Source organism: Pseudoalteromonas sp. S1609, assembly GCF_005887255.1.
GTDB lineage: Bacteria > Pseudomonadota > Gammaproteobacteria > Enterobacterales > Alteromonadaceae > Pseudoalteromonas.
This window is the reverse complement of sequence record NZ_PNDJ01000083.1, coordinates 1-18312: the sequence shown is the minus strand read 5'-3', so window position 1 is coordinate 18312 and position 18312 is coordinate 1. Positions and strand designations below refer to the sequence as shown.

Sequence of the window (18312 nt, the reverse complement as noted above, 5' to 3'; positions counted from 1 at the left end):
TAAACGCTAAATTAAAACTGAAAACGCATGTTAGCAAAGTAAGCATCGTAATCTGAGTCATCTGCGTTGTTGCCGTAACCCACTTTTAAACCAATGTTTTTATTGATGAAGTGTTGAGCACCAAAGCTGTAGTTGTCTTCTTTATCGTAAGATGCAAATACAGAAGTCGCTTTAGAGAAGTAGTAGTTTGTTTCTACGCTCCATTGGTCATCTGCTTCGTCAAGGCTTACAAATGTACCTTCTACTGTTAAGTAGTTACCTTGTTGTAAATCAACAAAGTATTTAGCAGCTACTGAACGAGAATCAAAATCATCGTCTGATTCAACAGTGATACCTACGTAATCTGTATCGTTTAGCATGTGGTTGTATGCTAAAGAAAAGAATGTAACGTTATCACCATCTTTTTGATCAACAAATCTTACTTTTGCAAGTAAATCTGGGTTAAAGAAATAACCAGCAGAAAGTGTATATAACTCGTTGTTAGAGTTGTAATCAGCATTTTGGTAAGACGCACCAACCACAAAATCTTCAACGAAGTATTCACCACCAATAGCAGTCACATCGCCAAAATCGTCATCAGCGTAGCTACCAAATACGTTGCTTTGCTTGTTGATGTATTCGAATTGGTCGTATGGACCTAGAGTGCTTTTAGGAGAGAAGTAGTAAGTTGAGTCCACGCTGATCGTATCGTTGTTATCAATCTCTGCGTAGCTTAAGTTACTGATTGATTGATAGCTATCTGCAGCGTGTGCAGCACTTGATAATAAAAGACCTGAAATAATAATTGCTAACTTTTTCATAATGAAACATCCCTATGTACATTGTTTTTGTACTTTAACTACATTGCTAAAGTAGGGGTATGCTAACGCCGCGAAACTGAACGAAAACTGAATCAAGCAATTGTATTTGTTAGGGAATTTGTAAGAAAGTGTTGGAGGAATTTATGTTAAAGTAATCGCAACAAGCTGTAAACAATTACTTTAATTTTACACCGCTTTTTGTTTGTTTCTATAATGAATACTGGCTGATTATTCGATAAACATCATTTATATTATCGCCAGCTTTAAAGTCCTTGCTGATAGGCGTTGGATCAGATCCAACCCAAATTTTCAGCTCTGCATCTAAATCAAAGTGCCCCGCACTTTCTTTGCTGAACTTAGTTATCTTAGAGTAAGCAATACTGATCATTTCCATTTTAGAACCAGTCACGCCTTGTTTATCTAATAAAATTAGCCGCTTATTTGTAAAGATAAACATATCACGAACTACTTTATACGCCTTTTCAACTCGCTCACCCTCGATGAGTGTATTGGCCAATACCTTCTCTAAGTCGGCATCATCCACCTCACTGGCGTTCCCCATTAAACCACTAAATAATCCCATTATAGTTTCTCCTGTTTAAATATTTGATTTTCTAGAGTATGACCATTTACTAACTGCCTGTACTGCCAATTATGTTGGCGACAAGATTGCAATAGCGCTATGTCAAGTGACTCGCTCGTTGGTTGATACTCAATCACATACTCTTTATGTTGGCTCATATAAACACGGCTTACACCATCAAGTGCTTGGAGTTGTTGCTCCACATTTTGATATGCTTCACTGAGCATTAAAGTGTAAAAATGCTTATCGGTATTCGCCGCTTTAGTTTGGTGCTCGCTTAATATACCTTTATCTAAATGTAGTACTTGAGAACATAATCGTTCGAGTTCAGTTAAATCATGAGAGCTTAAAATAAACGTCGCTTGAGACGATAGCTCAGACACCAGCTCCCTGACTTCTCTGGCATGAATCGGATCAAGTCCTGCTGTGGCCTCATCTAACATCACAATTTGCGGTGAACCAATTAATGCTTGTGCTATGGTTACGCGCTTGCGCATACCGTGAGATAAGTCCCCTGCGCGGTTTTTTGCAACCTCGCTAAGACCCACTAAATCTAATACTCGAAGTGCCTCTATTTGGCTTTGCTTGGTGCTCATACCTTGTAGCTTGGCATAAAAGCTAAGTTGTTTATCTATATTAAAACGCGGATCTAGCTGTGCATCTTGTGGTAACGCACTCACTTCATTAAATAAAGCCGCGCTACCTGGTTTATGGCCGAGTATTTCAAGCTCACCCATGCTAGGTGCGATATAGCCACACAACAAACTAAATAAAGTGGTTTTCCCTGCGCCATTAGGGCCAACTAATGCAACTGGCGCGCCTTTTTGAATCTCAAAATTCACATTATCAAGAGCCAGTTTTGAGCCGTATGATTTACTTAAATTACGCCCTGTTATTAATGATTTCATAATGAGCTCCTTGCAAAAATACGTTGAGCAACTGCAAGTAACACCGCTGTTTGCACAAGTGGAATAGCTAATGCGCTCAATAACGGTAAGTTTTGTCCCGCTAATAGCTCTATTTGCACACCGGGGAATAAATAATCAAGCACACTTAATGCGGGTAGTTGCCACTCCAGTAATCCAACAATAATGCCACCGGCTGTAAAATATAAAATAGCTAATACAATTGCCAGACGAGAGGAACTCGCAAAAGTATTAATTAAGCTCATTAAGGCTACAAACGGCGAAAAAGTAACTATGAGTATTAAAAATATTGAAACAGCACGACCAAGGCCACCAGCAAGTAAGCTCGGCTCGCGAAACCCGAGCACCGCCAATGTCGCTATAAGCGTTATGCCAACTAAACAGGTTAGTACCGCTAACTGTCCTAAAAATCGACCAAAGAGTATTTCAAAGCGCGTTGAGCGTAATGATAAAAACCTTAGCGTACCGCGCTCTCTGTCACCGACGGTTTGATCACTACAAATAAATAAGCTAAAAACAGGAAAACTATACAAAGCAATAAGCCAATACATAGCAAATTCGGCTTCAGGCCAATCAAGTAACTTACTTAATCCAATAGAGCCGGAAATATCACGGGCTATTTGTTCAAAATCTGGCGAGCTGATTATGCCTACAGCTTGGCCTATGGGGTAACGTAAAATAACAAGCCACACTAGCGCAAAAGCCGCCAGTGCAATAAGTCCTCGTTTAGTTAAAAACATACGTACCAGCTCAAAACCCGCGATTTGGGTTAAGCGCCCTACGTTAATAGGTGATGGTGTTGCCATTGACTATCCTTAATGACGTTGTTCATACTTTAAAATAAGCGTTATTTAACAACACTAAGTGTAAACACGTTGAATTGCTAGCAAAAAAAAGCCTACTCAGAGGTAGGCTTTGTAACAAATAATGTAATTTAACCAATTAATAATTATAAATGTTGCTCATAAATTACTAATGCTTGCTGTAAGTCGGCAATTAAATCTTCAACATCTTCCAAACCAATATGCAAACGAATAACAGGTCCATGCTCCCACCCTGTTTGCGAGCGCAGCCCTTTCATTGATAAGTTTGCCGTTACTAAGCTCTCGAAGCCCCCCCACGAAAAGCCCATTTTGAAATGTTGTAAGCTATCTAAAAAAGCATCTATGGCGTGTTGATTACCCGCTTTCATTACAAACGAAAATAAACCATTACTGCCGTCAAAATCGCGCTTGAAAAATTCATGGCCTGGGCATGTTGTAAACGCAGGATGGCGAATATGATCAACCAACGCATGTTGCTCAAGCCATTTTGCTACTTCTAGCGCGGCTTTTTCATGCTGATTTAATCGCACTGCCATGGTACGCAAGCCTCGTAGTGCTAAATACGCATCATCAGCACTGGTGCATTGCCCGAGTAAATAAGAGTGTTCACGAAGTGTTGGCCAATACTTTTTATTAGCTACAGCAACGCCCATCATCACATCAGAGTGGCCAACAATATATTTGGTGGCGGCTTGAATACTAATATCAACACCATGTTCAAGCGGACGATAATGCAAGCCATTGCCATAGGTGTTATCAAGCACCGTCATTACATTATGATCGTTTGCCACTTTTACCATGGCGGGAACGTCTTGAACTTCCATGGTAATTGAACCCGGAGACTCTAAAAACAACATTTTGGTATTGTCTTGAATGTACTCTTTTATGTCTGCGCCAATCATGGGCGGATAATAGGTCGTACTAATACCCAACCCAGCTAATATCTTGTCGCAAAAATCACGGGTTGGCTCGTAAACAGTGTCCACTATTAAAATATGATCACCAGACTTTAAAAACGATAACAGAGTTTGGCTTATCGCTGCCGCGCCACATGGGTATAACGCACAGCCCTCACCGCCTTCGAGTTCGGTAATTGCCTCTTGCAGAGCAAAATGAGTGGTCGTCCCTCTGCGGCCATAAAACAAGGTTTTGTCGCCACGTGTTTTAGCCGCTTCTTTAAGCTCACTCACAGAATCAAACACAATCGTTGAAGCGCGCTGTATCACTGGATTAACTACGCCATGGGTGTACGCTTTTTTGCGCCCTGATGACACTAATTGGGTATTTTTATTTTTGCTCGACATGATTCATCCTTCTATCTGAGTACGCCAATATTCAATTAAATAACGCGAAATCGAATCAGCTCTAGGTAGCTTTAAATGCTCCCCCTCGTGTTGCCAATCTTTAAATTGCGCAAGTTCTTGGCGAGAAAACCATCGTGCATCTTCAAGTTCATCTTGCTCTGTGCTTATTTCATCACTGCTTGCTGTGGCAATAAAACCAAGCATAATTGATGAAGGAAACGGCCAAGGTTGAGAAGCAATATACTCTGCTTTCTCCACGGTAATGCCCGCTTCCTCTTTTACTTCTCGGATCACGGTTTGTTCAAGGGTTTCACCTGGATCGACAAACCCGGCAAGCGAGGAAAACAATCCTTTTGGCCAAGTTGCTTGGCGACCCAATAAGCAGCGTTCAATCCCATCAGAAAATGTTTTAGTTACTACCATAATAACGGCTGGATCGGTACGCGGAAAAGTTTGGTGCATACAGGCTGCGTTGTCGCATAAACGTGAATGCCCCCCTTCAACTAAGTGATTTTTGGTACCACAGCGACCACAAAAGCTATGAGTGGCATGCCAGTAACACAACCCACGAGCAAGCGCTGCATTTGAGCCATCTTCAAGTGCTACTTGAGTACCATATTGACGAATATCTGCAAACTTGGCATCACCAACAATCGTTGCTAATAACGACTCTTCGAGTTCAGTTACGTCTAGCGCAAATACGGCATTATCCTGTTTATTTGATCCTAAAAGAATAGCCTGCGTTAAATCTAAATGCGCCACTTGTTGGTAAGCTAAATACACCACCTCAGGGCTACTGTTAGCAAATAAGGTGTGATTGCCTTTAACTAAAAGCCATAAACTGTCTGCTGTTTTTTTTGCGTCTACCCAAGTAGGATCTTTGCGCGCATTTGAGCCTCTGTCTAATGGCATATTACTGTAGTTAAGCATGTAATTCCTTGATACTAATTGAATCTTAAAATTACCATACTCATCCACTAAACCCAATTTATTATCGCCATAAAAAAAGCCTAAATTAGGCTTAATTAATCTATGCACCCGTTGTATTAAATACTCTCATGATCAACGCAAACATTCTGCTCAAAAATAAATCAAAAATACAATACTTATACTTTTTAAAGTAGTAGCTGTTTGTCAATTAAATGAAATTGCTCGGCACTTTGCTTAAGTACCTCTGCGGTTAATTTATCAGCACCGTATACATCACACGAAACACTATATTGATTTTTTAAATGCCCAAGTAATAATGCAAAATCACCGTCACCCGAGAGTAAAATAACTTTATCAAGCTTCTTCCCCTGCTCTAGCATATCTATGGTTATACCCACATCCCAATCGCCTTTGGCACTGCCGTCACGGCGTTGAATAAAGGGTTTTAGTTTTACTTCAAAGCCAATAGCGCGCAAAATATTTTGAAACTGATTTTGCTTTTCATCACCTCGGTATATTGCATAAGCGAACGCACATTCTATATCGTATTGTTGCTCCATCATTCGCCAAAAGGCATTGTAATCAAAGTTTTTACCGTAGCTTTCACGACAGGTGTAATAAATATTTTGTACATCGACAAAAATACCTACACGAGGTTTACTGGTTTGTTGTGAGGTCATTATTATGTCCCAATGAGTAATACTTGCAATTGCGCGTTAAGTAACCTAAATTAGTTACCATACCCAATGTAACCAAATGCGGTTACATTTAACAGTGTAACCAAATACGGTTACATATAAATAATCTATCTGGATTTTTATGATTGGTGTGATCAGCGGCGACATTATTAAATCGCAAAAAATACCTAAACAACAATACGATGCCATGCTTTATCAGCTAGAGCAAAGTTTACGTGCAAATTGCAATAAAACAACATCTTGGGATATTTACCGTGGGGATGCATTTCAACTGCAACTCGATAAAAGTGAACAGTTAGTTACCACCGCTATACTCATTTACCTACAGCTAAAATCTGCCGGCTATGAACTACGCCAAAGTATGGCATTGGGGCACATAGATAACCCGGGTAAGAGTATAAAAACCGCTACAGGCTCTGCGTTTACTCTCTCTGGTCATGAGCTAGATAAAATGACAAACCAGCGTTTTACATTTGCTATTGCAGGTCAACCGGTTGATGAGAGCTTCAAGTTAAACCTAGCGTTTGTCGATGTATTACTGTGTAAAATAACCCAAAAACAAGCAAATGCTTTGTATGTATATTTAACCCATGCTAATAACAACCATGCAGCTTTAGCTAAAGAGCTCAACACCAGCCGAGAAAACGTTACTAAGCTGCTTAATCTTGCTAACTATCAGCTGATAGAACGATTTATTTTACATGCACAACAACATCTTAAAAGCATACAGCAAGGACATGACTAATGGAATTTTCACTATTACTCGTTGCACTGATTATTGGCCACTTACTCGCTGATTTTTATTGGCAACCCATGAGCTGGGTAAACGACAGAAACACCCGTCATTTTAAAGCAAAAAAACTTTACTACCATGTATTGGTTCACGGAATTACCAGTGCAATCGTAGTGGCACTTTGGGAATATAGTTTTGGCTGGCAACAACTAAGCAGCGTATTACTGGCGACCAGCATTGTTATGATCAGTCACTACTTTATTGATATTGCGAAATCGTATTCAAATAAAGGCGTAGTGCCTTTTTTATTAGACCAAATTGCACATATCACTGTCATTATTGCGATAAGTATTTGGCTAACTGACAATCAGCAATTTGCTGACAATGTGATGGCGTTATTGTGCAACGATAAAGTGCTGTGGGTTATAGCTGGTTACCTTATTATTTTAAGTCCCAGTGCGGTATTTATAAGAATGATGTTAGAGCGTTTAACTAATCACTTTTCTAGTGATGGTAGCCTCCCCTTAGCAGGACAAAGTATTGGTATGCTTGAAAGAGTACTTATGCTGACATTTATTTTATTAGATCAGTTTGCAGGGCTTGGGTTTTTAATTGCCGCTAAATCGGTGTTTAGATTTGGCGACTTAAGTGCCAGCAAAGATAAACAACTCACTGAATATGTGATGCTAGGAACGTTACTGAGCGTCAGTGTTACTTTATTTGTAGGATTAGCAGTTAATTATTTAATCGGTTAGTAAAGCTTTAAAATAGGCATTAAAAAACGCGCTACCAGTAAAAGTAAGCGCGTTTTTTATTAAAGCGAACTAGACCTAATTAGTCGTTATTTGCTGGACGACGACGGCGTTGACCACTGCCCCCAACCGATTGACGCTTTGCCCATGGGTTTTGTGCATTATCATCGGTTTTAGCTGCTGGCTTTTTAGAGCCACCACGACGTGGGCCTGTACCATTGCCACCATTGTTAGGCTTTTTGCTGTTAGGTTTGCTGCTATCTGATTTAGGCTTATTAAATGGTTGTTTTTTCTTTGGCTTTTTAGCCGGTAACGGGCGTGCATCGAGTGCGCGCTCTGCAACAGGGTTAGCCGGTTCAAAACCTTCTTCTTCAGCACGTGGAATTAGCTCGCCAATAAAGCGCTCAATGCCGTATAAATCTACTGCATCGTCAACCGTTACAAACGAAATAGCATGCCCTGATGCCCCCGCACGACCAGTTCGGCCAATACGGTGAACATAATCTTCATATACATTAGGTAAGTCGTAGTTTACAACATGCGGTAATTCAACAATGTCTAAACCACGTGCAACAATATCGGTTGCCACTAATACGCGCACTTCACCACTTTTAAAGCCTTCAAGTGCTTTAACACGTGCGCCCTGAGATTTATTGCCATGGATTGCCGCGCCAACAATATCATCGCGTTCCAGTTGCTTAACTAAACGGTTAGCACCGTGTTTAGTACGGCTAAATACCAGTACTTGTTGCCAATCGTTGCTACGAATTAAATGGCTTAATAAGGCCGTTTTACGTGCTTTGTCTACTGCGTATACGCATTGCGTGACGCTTTTAGCAGTGGTGTTTTTGGCCGCAACAGAAATTTCAACGGGGTCGTTAATTAACCCTTTTGCCAGCGCGCGAATATCATCCGAAAACGTGGCTGAGAACATTAAGTTTTGACGCTTTTCAGGCATTTTTGCAATCAGGCGTTTAATATCATGGATAAAGCCCATGTCTAACATACGGTCGGCTTCATCTAAAACCAATACTTCAACGCTATCAAATTTAACCGCGTTTTGATTGTGTAAATCAATTAAACGCCCTGGTGTCGCCACTAAAATATCAACCCCTTTGCGCAGGCGTTGCATTTGAGGGTTAATTTTTACACCACCGTAAACCACAAACGAACTCACATCAGAATGCTTAGCGTATTCTTCAACGTTTTCGCTCACTTGCAAGGCAAGCTCACGGGTTGGCGTTAAAATAAGCGCACGGACATGATTACTTTTTGCTTTAGTGCCCGACGATAAACGCTCAATCAGTGGCAAAGTAAAACCAGCAGTTTTACCGGTACCAGTTTGCGCTGCAGCCATTACATCGCGACGTGCAATAATTGCTGGGATAGCTTGAGCCTGAATAGGCGTTGGCGTTTCATAGCCCTTTTCTAAAACCGCATTAACTAAAGACTGTGATAAACCTAAACCATCAAAACTCATATAAACTCTCTATTTCAAATTAGGCCAAAGTGGCCAGTTGCGCGCATTATACCTTTAGTAGCTCAGAATGCATGCCATTATTTACTTTGTGCCAAATCAATAAACACAAATACTAAAAAAGCGGCTAAACAGCCGCTTTTTATTTACCTGAGCATTACAAATGCTAAAAGTTTATTTTACACCTAACTCACGTAAACGCTCTTGTAAGTAGCTATCTGCTGTGTAGCGATCAGATAACACCACATCTGGACGAGGGTGTAAAAACAATGGTAATGAAATACGTGATTTGGTTGTTGCTTTGCCCGATGGATTAATTACACGGTGAATCGTTGATGGGAAGTAGCCACCCGATGCTTCTTGTAACATGTCACCAATATTAATAATTAGACTACCAAAATCACATGGCACGTCTAACCAACCGCCATCGGTTTTTTGTACTTGTAAGCCTGGCTCATTTGACGCCGGTAATACGGTTAATAAGTTAATATCACCGTGCGCAGCAGCACGAATAGCACCAGGCTCTTCATCACCTGTCATTGGCGGGTAATGTAAAATACGTAACAACGTTTGCTCAGACTGGGCAATCATATCTTTTAAATCAATAGAGAACTTAGCACGCACTTCTTCAGGCGCTTCAGCCTGAACCCAGCTTAATAATGTTGCCGCAAATTCATTAGCTAAACGGTAGTACTCACGTACATCTGCTTCTAATTGTGCAGGAACACGGCCTTTAGGGTAAACATGAAAGTACTCTTTAATGTCTTTTACCGTATGGCCTTTAGCTACTTCTGATACCGACGGTGGAAAATAACCATCTTGCGTTTCTTTTGAAAATAAAAACTCATGCTTTTGCTCTGAGTTAAAAAAGTCTTGCCAATTTTTATAAATAGACTCAACTAAAGATTGCGGAATAGGATGGTTTTTTAATACGCCAAAACCAGTATTTCTCAACGATTCAACAAATTGCGCAGCCGCATCGTCCGCTTTATAATCAACTGTAGGTAATTGCATGGTACATTCCAGTAAGTAGGTTGTTAGAAGCCATTTACTAATTCGCTTAAGCCACAGGTCTACACGAAATTAGTATTACATTCAAATATAGCTTAACTACTTAATTCAAGTAATAAAGGCTGCATTTTTATGCTGTGCGAGGATAGACAAACCCCCTTGAAATTATAAGGACATATGTCCGCACCCAATAAGCAAGCCTTCTCTGCCTTGATCAAGATCAAAATAACGCTTGTATTGAATTTTCACCCCATCGTACCAATCTATTCCTTATCAGCATCACACACTATATCAACTTGTTAAGGCTCTCTACATGCGACAAAAAGTTTCTTTTAAAAGCGGTGAATTAGAACTCGCTGGACAACTTGAACAGCCCTCTGGTGAAGTGAAATTTTATGCCTTATTTGCTCACTGTTTTACCTGCTCTAAAGATGTAGCGGCTGCAACACGAATAAGTCGCGCGCTCACTCAGCAAGGCATTGCTGTATTACGCTTTGATTTTACAGGGCTTGGTAATAGCGATGGTGACTTTGCCAACAGTAACTTTTCATCAAACATTCAAGACTTAGTGGCTGCAGCCAATCACTTAAGAACACACTTTAAAGCACCTCAGTTATTGATAGGCCACAGTTTAGGTGGTGCTGCGGTGCTTGCAGCAGCAGAGCACATACCCGAAGTATCGGCCATTACGACTATAGGTGCGCCATCGGATGCTCAGCACGTTACCCATAATTTTGCTGCTCATTTAGATGAAATAAACCAATCGGGTGAAGCAAAAGTGTGTTTAGCCGGGCGGGAATTTACGATTAAAAAACAATTTATAGATGACATCGCCAAATACGATAACAGCCATATAAGTAAGCTTAAGCGTGCTTTGTTAGTTATGCACTCTCCTATTGATGCTACCGTGAATATTAGTGAAGCCGAAAAAATTTACGCCGCTGCCAAGCATCCAAAAAGCTTTATAAGTTTAGATAATGCCGATCACTTACTCAGTAATAAAGAAGACGCTAACTACGCAGCCGATGTTATTGCTACGTGGGCTAATCGCTATGTTGAATACGATAAAACACCCTATAGTGCAAAATTAACTAACGGCAGTGTATTAGTTGAAGAAAAAGATCATAAATTCACTCAGCACGTGAGTACTAAAAACCATACATGGCTTGCTGATGAGCCCACCGATGTCGGCGGTAAAAACTTAGGCCCAGACCCTTATGATCATTTACTCGCTGGGCTTGGAGCGTGTACTGCAATGACACTTCGCATGTATGCAAGTCGCAAAGAGTTGCCGCTAGAGCACATAAAAGTAGAGCTCAACCATACCCGCAATTACAACCAAGATTGTGATGATTGTGAAAAAACCGGCAATCTAGAGGCCATTATCCGCAAAATAACCTTACAAGGTGATTTAACTGACGCTCAGCGAAATCGATTACTCGAAATAGCCGACAAATGCCCTGTGCATAAAACGCTACATAATAGTCCACTGGTGGTTAGCGCATTAGTGGGGTGACGCACAGCTGTGGCTGCGCTATCTTAGATGTTCATTAATGTAACCTCACAATCTGAGATAAAATATAGAGGTTGAATAATAGGTACAATTCTAGTAGCTTGTTAGTAAAAATTATATAACCAAGGATAGGTATAAATAGTATGAATAAAAATACTTACTATGAGCGCAATAACTTTTCAATTTACGAAGTAACAAACAAAACAGGTATCGAGTTAACTTTATCTGAACTAAAACAAATTGAAATAGCTATGCTAATTACCCCAAAAGTATTAACAACTTTTATTAATATATTACACAACCCTGCTAACTTAGATGAAAAGAAAAAAGAAAAATTCGAATCAATTATGAAACAATATGGTTTTATTAATTCAATTAATTTTGAGGCAACACGAACATTTCTAATTCGCCAAGCACGCAAAATAATAAACCTTATCGGCTCCATGCTTTTAACCCCTCATAAACTTTATAAATGCACAGGGTTTGGAGATGCTACTTATTATGATAGATATGGAATTATAGGGTTTGGTAAGAGCTTTTTCGAAGTAGGAACTGACAGAAAAGTTGATACTATCGTTCACGAGTTTAGTCACGCGGTATGGACTTCTGAAGATACAGCATATAACGCTAGAACAGCTATGAAAGAGCTTAATATAATCGCTCGAAACGCACGAATAAACCAAAGCGCCCAAGATAGAAAAGAAATTCTATCCTCTTCATACGCATTTGAAAGTGCAGTACGAGCAGCCCAATGAAAAGAATTATTATTACTATATTTTGTTTGATTAGTTACTCATCGTTTGCTACCGAAGAAGCTATCGAAAGTCCTATCGCTACCTCCTCTTTCACTTTTTGTCATATAGATACTAAGTGTATAACGAATATCAGATTAGCTAACACAACACCATATAAAGTTAAGCTAAGCTCTCTCGCTTTTAATAAGCAAGGAATCGATTTAAACTCGATGTATGTATTTGAAGAAGATAGGTATTACGATTTAAAAGAGAATAACTTAGATACAGGTATGTCAGAGCAACCCATACAGGGACGCAGACGCGCCTACAAGCAATTGTCATCATTAGAATTCGAGCCCCTAGAAGTCAAATTTATTGAACTAAAAGGCATAGAAAAGAGGTTTGCATTAGATCCAGGTAAGAGGTATCTGGTGGGGACACTTACCCCATTTGTAAACTTGTACATTAATGGTAAATTTGCCGATATCATCACAATTAGAACAAACTATTCACTTTTAACAATTCCTACAGAAGATATGGAAATAAAGGAACAGCCAATAAAGCAGTTTGCTACGCCCCAAGGGTAACCTGCAATAAATATACATGCTTTGTTTGATCGCACTAAAAATTCTGCGTCAGCTTAAACCTTTATATATCAAGCCAGCATAATGTTGGCTTGAAATATATCTTAGCTAATTATCTAAAAACGCCGCTACCTCTTTACTCATTCTATCCACCAGCCATTTAGGGCCGCCATCGTACATATCGTTATGACGTGATTTTTCTATCAACGTTTGTGTAACAGGATAAACAGTTAACTCTTTATCGGTTAAAAGCACGTTCGCATCGGCTGGATAATCACTACCGCGCAGTGTGAGCACGCGTGTGTTTTTATTGCGTGGCAATAACATGCGGCGGTGATCGAGCGTAATTAATTGGCTTACTTCACTTGGATAAATAGCTGCATACAAGGCTGAAATATCTCCACCATTTGAGTGGCCAAATAAAGTGAGTTTTGTAAAATCATACTCAGGGTATTTAACACTCAGCTCGTTGACTAAAAACTTAAGGGTTACAACACCCCGGTGCCAATTTTCCATACGAGTAGCTAGGTATGGCTGCGCACGATTAAGTGCAGGGTCACTTTTAAGCTCATGCGCTACCGCAATGCTTAAATAACCTTGCGCATTAAATAACTTACTCGCAAAAGTGTATTCATCGTGGCTAATGCCATACCCTGCATTTACAAATACCACAGGGCATTTGACTTGCGCGCTGCACTTAAGGTGGTTAGCTGGTAGGGTAATATTTACAGGTATAGAGCGATTACGACTTTCATCAATGATTGCATCGTCTTGGGCATAACTTGATGATGCAAATAGCGTAGAACTTAAAGTCAGTGCACTTAACATTAAACGCTTTTTTATAATTTTTAACATGCATTCCCTTGTATTACTTATACATTTTTAACTAACATTAATTTTTATTATAAAGGTTAGCGCGCGCCTTTGCTAATTTGTGCGATAATAGCGATTATTGTTTTACTATTATCGCAAAAGAATCCATTCATGAAATCATATAGCAGCATTGAACAACGCATCGACATTCTCCAAAGCAGAATTGAAGCCTACCAAGAAGAAATTAAAGTGTTACAAGCCGAGCCGAAAAGTAACAACGAACGGATTATTTTTAAGTTCATTGAAACCGGCAGTACAGGTAAAACCAAAGACTTTGTGAGAGAGCTGGGAATTAAATCACCGCGTGATAGCTTATATTCATCTGGTGATGTAACCAAACTGATTAAAGATGGCGCTGATGATATTTCGCCTGAGCTACTGAGCATAGCCCGTGCACTTGCTAGCGCGCGCAACAAAAATGGCCCTGCTTGCTAATAGTAAATATACGCATTAGCCGTAAACTCTTGCGGCTAATCAACCAGCTCGATATCAAGTCCAGCTAATAAATTTAACGCTTCAAGCCGTTCAAACTTTGCATTACTCACATCATTGCTTGTTATATCAATATTAAATTGCGTTGCGCCAACAAAGTTTGCTTTTCTCAAATTAGTTTGATGAAACAGGCTGTCTCTAAAGTCAGTATCCGAGAAGTTGCTTTGAGCTAAGTTAGCGTGCCTAAAATCAACATCTTTGGCAAAACAGTTCGTCATTGTTAACGCTTTTAACTGTAATTCAAAAAACGAACTATGGCTCAGCTCACACTGTTTAAAACTCACCGGTGATGTTAGCGCTAATTGTGGCCAATTTACTTGTCCCCACATTATGCTATTGAGTTTACAATTTGCAAAGCTCACCCCTTCTAGTGAGCTGTAATTCCAATTAAGCTCAGTCAAATTACAGTTAATAAACTCACACTCTATAAACCGACAGGCATTAAACTGGCTGTGACTAAAATCGCACTCAATAAACTGACATTGTTCAAACTCAATATCGCTAAAGCACTTTGCATTTGCTGTAAAGTTTAAAAATGGCTCACTGAAATAATGACTATCTTTAAATAGCTCACTCATAAATATAAAGCACCTAAATTGGGTTATGCCAAACAAAAAACCCCTTAGGTATTTAGCCTAAGGGGTTTTGATCTAACTAAACACTAGGGTTTCATTCTGCGCTTGGTAATTCTTTCTCAACTACACTAATAGCAAGCTCTGTCAGCGAATCGCTGTTAGCTTTGCTAGGCGCATCGGTTAATAAACACGATGCTTGTGTGGTTTTAGGGAAAGCAATAACGTCACGAATGTTATCAGTACCACATAGCAACATAACTAAACGGTCTAAACCGAATGCTAAACCTGCATGCGGTGGTGTGCCGTATTTAAGTGCATCAAGTAAGAAACCAAATTTATCTTGCTGCTCTTGCGCTTCAATACCTAAAATTCTAAATGCCGCTTCTTGCATATCTGCATTGTGAATACGTACCGAGCCACCGCCCACTTCGTAGCCGTTTAATACCATATCGTAAGCATCTGAAATAGCCGCTGCTGGGTTTGCTTCAAGCTCACTGGCACTAATATCTTTTGGTGCAGTAAATGGATGGTGTACAGCGTGTAATGTGCCTTCGTCATCTTCTTCAAACATTGGAAAATCAACAACCCAAAGTGGTGCCCAGCTATCTAAATTAGTGATTTCTAAATCAATACCAATTTTTAAACGAAGTGCGCCCATGGCTTCATTTACGGTGTTGCGTTTATCCGCACCAAATAAAATGATATCGCCTGTTTGTGCATTAGTACGTTCAAGTAACTGCGTGATCACGTCTTCATTTAAGAATTTAGCGATTGGCGATTGCACGCCCTCAACGCCTGCATCGCGGTCATTTACTTTCATCCATGCTAAACCTTTAGCACCGTAAATACCGATAAACTTAGTGTAATCATCTAGTTGCTTACGAGAAAGTGATGCGCCACCTGGTACCGTTAGTACTGCAACACGGCCTTTTTCATCATTTGCTGGGCCTGAGAATACTTTAAACTCTACGTCTTTTACTAAATCGGCTACATCAATTAGCTTCATTGGGTTACGTAAGTCTGGCTTATCAGAACCATATAAGCTCATTGCCTCAGAGTAAGGCATAATTGGGAAATCACCTAAATCAACATTTAGTAATGACTGCCACATTTCACGGATCATTTTCTCTGTCATACCACGTACTTGATCAGAGCTCATGAACGAGGTTTCTAAATCTATTTGAGTAAACTCAGGTTGACGGTCAGCACGTAAGTCTTCATCACGGAAACATTTAACAATTTGGTAGTAACGGTCAAAACCCGACATCATCAACAATTGCTTAAATAACTGTGGCGACTGTGGTAATGCGTAAAAGCTACCTTTATGAACACGACTCGGTACTAAGTAATCGCGAGCACCTTCAGGCGTTGCTTTAGTTAGCACTGGCGTTTCGATATCTAAAAAGCCATTTTCATCTAAAAAGCGACGTACAAAGCTGCTTGCTTTAGCACGTAATTTAATGCGGTCGCTCATTTCTAAACGACGTAAATCTAAGTAACGGTATTTTAAACGACGCTCTTCTGAGTTCACTTGGTTAAAGTCAAGTGGCATAGGCTCAGAGCGGTTAATAATAGTTAAACCCGTGCCTAAAATTTCTACTTCGCCGGTTGCCATGTCTTTATTTACTTGGCTATCTGGGCGAGCGCGTACAATCCCTTTTAACTGAACACAAAATTCTTGACGAAGTTTGTTAGCTGTTTCCATTAGTCCTTCAACTTCCGGATCGAATACAACTTGTACTAAACCTTCTCTATCACGTAAATCGACAAAGATAAGTCCGCCAAGGTCACGTCGTTTGTTGATCCAGCCACATAGTTCAACTTCCTGATCTACGTGAGTTTTATTTAGCTGTCCGCAGTATATAGAGCGCATAGTTTTCCTGTCAGATAAAAGGCATATAGCGGTTAAACACCGTTGTTTTAAAAGTTTTTATAAACACCAAAATGAAAATAAAACCGCTAGCAATTCAAAATAATCAAATTAAGCCCTGCATTATACCCAAGTCGGTTGAAGATGCTAGGGCGTGTTTACCTTTCGGGGTTGAATTTACAGCGCACCGTTTTGTTATTTGTTACACTACCGGTACTTTATAACAAGGCTTTTGTTTGTATGCTATATATTGGATGCCCGCAGTGGTCGAGCAACGCATGGAAAGGAAACTTATTTTCACGCCAGTGTAAAAATGCCGATATGCTTAGCGAATATGCGCAGCATTTTAATTCGGTAGAAGGTAATACTAGCTTTTACGCCGATCCCTCTCCTGACACTGTACTACGATGGGCTGCCAGTGTACCTGATGAGTTTAAATTTACCTTTAAATTTCATCGGCGCTTTAGTCACGAACTCCAACTTACTAACGTGCAACATGAGCTAACTAATTGGCTTAATTTATTCGCCCCGCTATTTGAAAAAACAGGGCAAATAATGCTGCAATTACCTAAAGCGTTCGCGCCACAACATTTAGCTAAGCTTGCCGCTTTTATAGATTTACTTCCTAAAGAGCTAAACTATGGGGTTGAGGTACGCCACCCTGATTTTTTCAAAAAAGGTGAGGCCGAAATCGCACTTAATCAGCTTTTAATGGCACACAATATAAATCGAATTGCTATGGATACTCGGGCGCTCTTTGCGGTAAAGCCAACCACCGAAGCGCTAATAGACGCACAACAGAAAAAGCCGCATTTACCAGTGCACGCTATTGCAACGGGCTCGCAGCCTATGGCGCGCTTTGTTATTGCTGATTTAGAAAACGATTATAAGACCTTTTATCAACCTTGGCTTAGCAAAGTAACCCAGTGGCTCGATGAGGGCAAAAGCCCCTATGTGTTTTTTCATACCGCTGATAACCGCAAAGCGCCGCTGCTGGCTCGCCAGTTTTGCCAAGATTTGGGGTATAATCACAACGTACTCAATCCATTTAGTGGCGAAAAAGAAGCCCACCAGCAAGCACTTTTTTAAAATAAATTCAAAATACAGAGACAATAATGAGTGAATACGCACGTTACTTTACCGGCTACCCTGCCAATATCGTTGAGCAAGTATTAGGCCTAATAAAAGCAGGAAAGGTAAGTGAGTATTTACTTAAAAAGTACCCGCAGGCGCATCGTATTACCAGTGATAAGTTACTGTATAGCTACGCCACTGAGCTTAAAAAGCAGTATTTAAAAAACGCCCCACCGTTTGGACGCGCTGCGTTTAAAAAACAAGGTGATATGGTTACCAATGCGCTCGGTACCCACACGTACCGTATGCAAGGTAAAACCCGCAAGCATGATTTAGCCATCAACAGCGATTTACTGCGCGCGCCAGAGCCGTTATTAAAAGCATTGGTGGTGCACGAACTCGCGCATTTTAAAGAAAAAGATCATAATAAAAGCTTTTACGCCCTGTGTTGCCATATGGAGCCAGAGTACCATCAGCTAGAGTTGGATTTACGGATTTTTTGTGTAGCTATTGCGATGGGTGAAAATCCGTATAATTGAGCGGTCAGCGGTCAGCGGTC

General features: G+C 40.2%; 20 protein-coding genes. 8 read left to right on the top strand and 12 right to left on the bottom strand.

What is annotated here, in order from left to right; genetic code table 11:
- Positions 1-11: 11 nt before the first annotated feature.
- The 7 genes from CWB76_RS17445 to CWB76_RS17415 form a co-directional block, all read right to left on the bottom strand.
- Positions 12-800, bottom strand: coding sequence for a putative porin (locus CWB76_RS17445; protein WP_138609299.1), 789 nt, complete (start codon positions 798-800; stop codon positions 12-14).
- A gap of 208 nt (positions 801-1008) precedes the next feature.
- Complete coding sequence (locus CWB76_RS17440) at positions 1009-1383, bottom strand: PH domain-containing protein (protein WP_036983105.1); 375 nt, start codon at positions 1381-1383, stop codon at positions 1009-1011.
- Positions 1383-2291, bottom strand: coding sequence for an ABC transporter ATP-binding protein (locus CWB76_RS17435; RefSeq protein ID WP_138609297.1), 909 nt, complete (start codon positions 2289-2291; stop codon positions 1383-1385). Before CWB76_RS17435 ends, CWB76_RS17440 begins: the two co-directional genes overlap by 1 nt.
- The gene (locus tag CWB76_RS17430; protein ID WP_138609296.1) at positions 2288-3115 is read right to left on the bottom strand and encodes an ABC transporter permease; all 828 of its coding nucleotides are present in this window, start codon (positions 3113-3115) and stop codon (positions 2288-2290) included. The genes CWB76_RS17435 and CWB76_RS17430 overlap by 4 nt, the downstream gene beginning before the upstream one ends.
- A 143-nt stretch (positions 3116-3258) precedes the next feature.
- Positions 3259-4437, bottom strand: coding sequence for a cystathionine beta-lyase (locus CWB76_RS17425; protein WP_138609294.1), 1179 nt, complete (start codon positions 4435-4437; stop codon positions 3259-3261).
- 3 nt (positions 4438-4440) lie between these two features.
- The gene (gene nudC, locus CWB76_RS17420) at positions 4441-5367 is read right to left on the bottom strand and encodes an NAD(+) diphosphatase (RefSeq protein ID WP_138609292.1); all 927 of its coding nucleotides are present in this window, start codon (positions 5365-5367) and stop codon (positions 4441-4443) included.
- Positions 5368-5552: 185 nt separating this feature from the next.
- Positions 5553-6047 carry a LabA-like NYN domain-containing protein gene (locus CWB76_RS17415; protein WP_138609290.1) on the bottom strand — a complete coding sequence of 165 codons (495 nt, stop codon included), beginning with the start codon at positions 6045-6047 and terminating at the stop codon, positions 5553-5555.
- A gap of 139 nt (positions 6048-6186) precedes the next feature.
- On the opposite strand from CWB76_RS17415, the gene CWB76_RS17410 reads away from it, so the two are divergent.
- A complete protein-coding gene (locus CWB76_RS17410) occupies positions 6187-6810 on the top strand; it encodes a hypothetical protein (protein WP_138609289.1) in 624 nt (207 codons plus the stop codon).
- A complete protein-coding gene (locus CWB76_RS17405) occupies positions 6810-7553 on the top strand; it encodes a DUF3307 domain-containing protein (protein ID WP_138609287.1) in 744 nt (247 codons plus the stop codon). Before CWB76_RS17410 ends, CWB76_RS17405 begins: the two co-directional genes overlap by 1 nt.
- Before the next feature lie 79 nt (positions 7554-7632).
- Here the strand turns inward: CWB76_RS17405 and CWB76_RS17400 are convergent, their stop codons facing one another.
- Positions 7633-9030, bottom strand: a complete 1398-nt coding sequence (locus CWB76_RS17400) for a DEAD/DEAH box helicase (protein WP_138609286.1) — start codon at positions 9028-9030, stop codon at positions 7633-7635.
- Positions 9031-9201: 171 nt separating this feature from the next.
- A complete protein-coding gene (locus CWB76_RS17395; protein WP_008111615.1) occupies positions 9202-10041 on the bottom strand; it encodes an isopenicillin N synthase family dioxygenase in 840 nt (279 codons plus the stop codon).
- A 310-nt stretch (positions 10042-10351) separates the two neighbouring features.
- Between CWB76_RS17395 and CWB76_RS17390 the strand changes: the two genes are divergently transcribed.
- From CWB76_RS17390 to CWB76_RS17380, 3 genes are all read left to right on the top strand, one after another.
- Positions 10352-11554: a bifunctional alpha/beta hydrolase/OsmC family protein gene (locus tag CWB76_RS17390; RefSeq protein WP_138609285.1), complete on the top strand. Its 1203-nt coding sequence runs from the start codon at positions 10352-10354 to the stop codon at positions 11552-11554.
- Between the two features lie 140 nt (positions 11555-11694).
- Entirely contained in the window at positions 11695-12306 is a 612-nt protein-coding gene (locus tag CWB76_RS17385) for a M35 family metalloendopeptidase (protein WP_138609284.1), read from the top strand.
- Positions 12303-12872, top strand: a complete 570-nt coding sequence (locus CWB76_RS17380; protein ID WP_010391450.1) for a hypothetical protein — start codon at positions 12303-12305, stop codon at positions 12870-12872. Before CWB76_RS17385 ends, CWB76_RS17380 begins: the two co-directional genes overlap by 4 nt.
- Before the next feature lie 105 nt (positions 12873-12977).
- Here the strand turns inward: CWB76_RS17380 and CWB76_RS17375 are convergent, their stop codons facing one another.
- Positions 12978-13724, bottom strand: a complete 747-nt coding sequence (locus tag CWB76_RS17375; protein ID WP_138609282.1) for an alpha/beta hydrolase — start codon at positions 13722-13724, stop codon at positions 12978-12980.
- Positions 13725-13853: 129 nt separating this feature from the next.
- Here CWB76_RS17375 and CWB76_RS17370 point away from each other — a divergent pair, with 129 nt between their 5' ends.
- On the top strand, positions 13854-14177 hold the full coding sequence (locus CWB76_RS17370; protein WP_008111621.1) for a hypothetical protein: 324 nt from the start codon (positions 13854-13856) through the stop codon (positions 14175-14177).
- Between the two features lie 35 nt (positions 14178-14212).
- On the opposite strand, the gene CWB76_RS17365 is transcribed toward CWB76_RS17370, so the two are convergent.
- Together CWB76_RS17365 and aspS are read right to left on the bottom strand one after the other, a co-directional pair.
- Positions 14213-14812, bottom strand: coding sequence for a pentapeptide repeat-containing protein (locus CWB76_RS17365; RefSeq protein ID WP_138609280.1), 600 nt, complete (start codon positions 14810-14812; stop codon positions 14213-14215).
- Positions 14813-14903: 91 nt separating this feature from the next.
- Complete coding sequence (gene aspS / locus CWB76_RS17360; RefSeq protein WP_013464572.1) at positions 14904-16682, bottom strand: aspartate--tRNA ligase; 1779 nt, start codon at positions 16680-16682, stop codon at positions 14904-14906.
- Between the two features lie 237 nt (positions 16683-16919).
- On the opposite strand from aspS, the gene CWB76_RS17355 reads away from it, so the two are divergent.
- Positions 16920-17768: a DUF72 domain-containing protein gene (locus CWB76_RS17355; RefSeq protein ID WP_138609278.1), complete on the top strand. Its 849-nt coding sequence runs from the start codon at positions 16920-16922 to the stop codon at positions 17766-17768.
- Between the two features lie 26 nt (positions 17769-17794).
- A complete protein-coding gene (locus CWB76_RS17350; protein ID WP_138609276.1) occupies positions 17795-18292 on the top strand; it encodes a M48 metallopeptidase family protein in 498 nt (165 codons plus the stop codon).
- The last annotated feature ends 20 nt before the right edge of the window (positions 18293-18312 follow it).